Origin of the sequence: Comamonas sp. 4034 (assembly GCF_050434545.1) — a bacterium.
In the GTDB taxonomy this organism is placed as follows: Bacteria; Pseudomonadota; Gammaproteobacteria; order Burkholderiales; family Burkholderiaceae_C; genus Comamonas; species Comamonas odontotermitis.
The window spans coordinates 1-3,614 of sequence record NZ_JBNDIT010000051.1; the positions used below are offsets into that span (position 1 = coordinate 1).

A 3,614-nucleotide genomic window follows, 5' to 3' on the forward strand; every position below is an offset into this window, starting at 1 on the left:
CAACCTCGCGCGCGCGTACTGGTCTCAAAACCGGGCACTGGCGTGGCGTGTTTCTACCCTTCGCCAACAGAATCGTTTTGCGCTCCAGGTGCCGGGTAGTCGGCCTTGAACATGTGCAGTAGCTCCTCTTGGTGCTCAGACCTGGTCTCCAAAATCTCCAAGCGCATTTGCTCCCGCGCCTTGGGGCTGTCACGCCAATAGTCACAAGCACGCATGGCTGCGGCCATCAGCTCAGAGGTGATGCGTGCCGTCTTCTGGATGCAGACGATCAGCTCGGGCTTGTGCGTTCTGATGGCCGCTCTCTGCGCATCGGTCAGGCAACCGGCATCCACTTCAATGCCGGTGCCGTCCGGTGTGACTGTAGGGGTGATGCCGCATGCCAACAGCTCGGCAAGGATGTTTTCTGCATGCATCAGAACACCTCCTTGTCGGCCTTCATACCCGGGTTGCTTGCAGAAGATTCCCTGCCAAGATTCCAAGATTCCACGTTTTGAGAGTTGGGAATCTTGGAATCTTGGGTGGAATCTTGGACAAAACCAGAGTCTTGGGGCAGTCGCCAGTACCACCCATCACGCGCCCCGTTTTCCCCTTTTTTGCGAACCACTCCCAGTTTCTTGCTGGCTGTCCAGATTTGCTTTTTGCTGAAGCCAACTTTGAGAACACTTCGCTGTGCTTCATCGGCGGGCGTCCAGCAATCCGCCGTCAGGCACGCTTTGAGCATTTCGCAAATGTCGTTGCTGTCCTCCGCACTGCTGTCATCCTCAGAATCAGTCAACAGATCGCGGGCTGTGCCCTCCACCGCCTTGCCCCATGCAATGCGCGATGCTTCAATGCCTGGGAGTGGCTCGGTTTGCTCCAGGTGGTATTCAAAGCCGCCATCATCCGGGCCGATATTGGACTTGGCGCGCGCCAAAATGCGGGCGTCCTCACCTGTCTCCAGGCTCTTGACCTTGGCTGCTACCAGCACGACGCGGGCCACGGCGGTAAAGGCTACGGAGCCCACCACGCGCTGTGCCGGGTCTGCCCCTTGCCCGCCCTTGGAAAAATGGCTGATGCCCAGCACCGCACAGCCGCACTCGGAAGCCAGATCCACCAGCGGCTGCAAGGCCCGGCGCACCTCGGTATTCTTGTGGCTGTCGCCCGTTACCGCTGAGACCACCGGATCAACAACCAGCAGGCGCATACCGCCGATCTCTGCAATGGCTTGGCGCAGTGCGTCCAGATCGCGGGCCGGGTCAAACGGCTGCATCTTGCCATCCGTGCTCTGCGCACCTTGGATGAAGTAGCAGCGGTCACGATCTGCACCAGCGGCCAGCAGGCGGGGCAGCAAGGTATCTGCCGGATCGTCCTCACTGCTCCAGATCAGGATGTTGCCCCTCTCCACCCGCGTGCCGTCTGGCCAGCGCCCGCCCAGGGTCACGGTTGCGGCCATGGCCAGCGCCAATGTGGTTTTGCCTTGCCCTGGGGCGCCAGCCAGAATGTGTAGCTTGCCCAGCGCCAGCCAGTGCTGCCACAGCCAGCGGATTGGCTCGGGATGCAGGTCTGTGCCACGCTTGAGAATCACCCGGTTGGCGAGCTTGTGCGCGGGCGAGTGGACGCTCTTGCCGAAGGCGTCATCCTCCAAGGGCGGGAAGGTCGGCTCGGCTGGGAAATCGAAATTCTGGTGATGCATGGCTTCACGCATGGGTGGGCGCAAGGCCAGCGCTTGTGCAACACTGGCATCTACCGCCTCGAAGGCCGATTTTTGATGGGTCATGCAAATACCTCCCCAATCTGATGGATGCGATTTGCAGCCAGCCGCACGCGTTGCCGATCGTCTTGCGACAACACCACCCCAGAAGCTATATTTGCTGCTGCAATCGCAATCAGATTGCTCTCGACCGCCAGTACTTCCAGCGCTTGGCGGGCAGTAAAGGGTGTTGGTTTTGCTGGCGCAAGGGAGCCATCTTCGATCCAGCATCCCAGCACCTTTGCGGCATCAATGAACCCCAGTCCGTAGGCTGCCATGTGGTAAGCCAGAACATCACCGCCACGGGCGCCGCAACCGGCCATGCAGACGAATGCGCCGCTGTGCAGGTTGATCCGCATGGAGTCACTGCCACCGTGAAAAGCGCAGGCGGTGGTAACCCACTTTTTGCCCTTGCCCAGCTTCAAGCCCTCAGCCTCGTAGTAGCTCTGCGGGTCAGGTTTGCGGGATGGGTCAACTGCCATGGCTTGCCCTCCACGCCCGGATGCACGTTGTCAGGTAGAAAATTGCCATGAACATTTACGCGCCCTCCGAAGAGCAGGGCAGGCCCAGCACTGCGCGGATGCCGGACACAGGCCAAGCCAGGCGGCTGCCTACGCGTACCGGGCGAAGTGCGGCAGGGTATTTGCCATAGCAGGCCCATTCACGCAGGGTTTGCGGCGCCAGCATCAGGTAGTGGGCGGCTTGCGCAGTGGGTACGCAAGGACGGGTTTCCTGCTCCAGTGGCGGAAAAGGTGATGCGACAGGTTTAGTGTTTGCGGGCATCGTTTGCTTTCGTTGGTTGCGATAGCCGCAGTTTTGTGATTCCAGGTACTGATGAATAGCTGGGGAGCTTCAGAAAACCTGCCCACCGTCGAGCCTTGAATGGTGGGGACAATGGTGGGTAAATGGTGGGTCAGTTGGGAAGCCAAGGGGTAGGGAGGTTTACCAGGCCACAAAGTCACTGGACAACAAAAAACCCGCAAGGCCAAGAACCATGCGGGTTTGAAAGGGTGGGGAGGTTACTCACCAAGGGTGGGAGGGTTTGCTTTGGTGGGCGTTTTTGGCGCCCCTCCCGTTTTGCTCCAATTGGCAACGGTGGATATGCGCGTTTTTGCCTCGGTGCTGAGTAGGCTGTACCGAGGATGTGCATCAAGGGCCTCTAGCAATACCGCCTTGGGGGATTTGCCCCGCTCATGCGCGCCAGTTGCGACCACCCCTTCCCAAACTTCAATACCTGCTCTCAGTTCCACCGAGTGGCATGGATGGGACTCGTCAAGCGCAGATGGTTTTGCCAGCAGTAGCACCGGCTCTGCGACTTTTTGAGGTTCTGGCATGGCATGCAGGTCAATTGTTGGCTGCGCCAATTGAAGGCTGCGCCGGTACGAGAGAATGCACTTGCTTTGCGCCCACTTGATGAACGCAGCTTGCTTGACGCGTGTCATCTCCGGCGCAATCCGAATAGGTTCGGGCAGCTTCGGGAACGCAATCTTGTTCGTCCAAGAGTTCCCTTGGTCATCGTGGTGATCTTCCCACGCTTCGGTGAATGGCAGGGTTCCGGCGCAAACGGCTTCAGTGGCTGCCCGAAGATAGAGGAGTGCTTTGCGGTATTGCGTCTCGTGTATAGCTATTTGCAGTTCAGCGATGCGCTTGCCATGGTGCATGAGTGGATCAATGGCAGCCCACAGCATTGCAGCCTCTTCAAGCGTCCAAACTTCGACAAAACGCCAGTCCGACAAGTCTGGCAATTGGCTCACGTCCATCACAGCACCCCGCATTACGCCCTATACACAGCACCCAGGGCAGGCGGGTAGGGGCCCGCTTTTCGGAATACAGATCTAGCCTGGGAGTAGCAATAATACTGTATATCCATACATATATTTATGCC

5 protein-coding genes are annotated in these 3,614 nt (G+C 58.7%); all 5 read right to left on the minus strand.

Features of this window, described 5'->3' with window-relative positions; all coding sequences use genetic code 11:
* Positions 1-53: 53 nt before the first annotated feature.
* The 5 genes from ABIE32_RS21640 to ABIE32_RS21660 all read right to left on the minus strand — a co-directional run bounded on the left by ABIE32_RS21640 (position 54) and on the right by ABIE32_RS21660 (position 3,489).
* On the minus strand, positions 54-413 hold the full coding sequence (locus ABIE32_RS21640) for a hypothetical protein (protein ID WP_429019378.1): 360 nt from the start codon (positions 411-413) through the stop codon (positions 54-56).
* Positions 413-1,756: an AAA family ATPase gene (locus tag ABIE32_RS21645; protein WP_429019381.1), complete on the minus strand. Its 1,344-nt coding sequence runs from the start codon at positions 1,754-1,756 to the stop codon at positions 413-415. The genes ABIE32_RS21640 and ABIE32_RS21645 overlap by 1 nt, the downstream gene beginning before the upstream one ends.
* Positions 1,753-2,154, minus strand: coding sequence for a CHC2 zinc finger domain-containing protein (locus tag ABIE32_RS21650; protein ID WP_429019384.1), 402 nt, complete (start codon positions 2,152-2,154; stop codon positions 1,753-1,755). Before ABIE32_RS21650 ends, ABIE32_RS21645 begins: the two co-directional genes overlap by 4 nt.
* Positions 2,155-2,266: 112 nt before the next feature.
* Positions 2,267-2,512: a hypothetical protein gene (locus tag ABIE32_RS21655; RefSeq protein WP_429019387.1), complete on the minus strand. Its 246-nt coding sequence runs from the start codon at positions 2,510-2,512 to the stop codon at positions 2,267-2,269.
* 236 nt (positions 2,513-2,748) lie between these two features.
* A complete protein-coding gene (locus ABIE32_RS21660; RefSeq protein ID WP_429019390.1) occupies positions 2,749-3,489 on the minus strand; it encodes a hypothetical protein in 741 nt (246 codons plus the stop codon).
* Positions 3,490-3,614: the final 125 nt, after the last annotated feature.

Bases quoted from the DNA above. Each gene is read 5' to 3' on its own strand.
- ABIE32_RS21640 (WP_429019378.1), bottom strand. From the start codon at position 413: ATGCATGCAGAAAACATCCTTGCCGAGCTGTTGGCATGCGGCATCACC.
- ABIE32_RS21645 (WP_429019381.1), bottom strand. From the start codon at position 1,756: ATGACCCATCAAAAATCGGCCTTCGAGGCGGTAGATGCCAGTGTTGCA.
- ABIE32_RS21655 (WP_429019387.1), bottom strand. From the start codon at position 2,512: ATGCCCGCAAACACTAAACCTGTCGCATCACCTTTTCCGCCACTGGAG.
- ABIE32_RS21660 (WP_429019390.1), bottom strand. From the start codon at position 3,489: ATGGACGTGAGCCAATTGCCAGACTTGTCGGACTGGCGTTTTGTCGAA.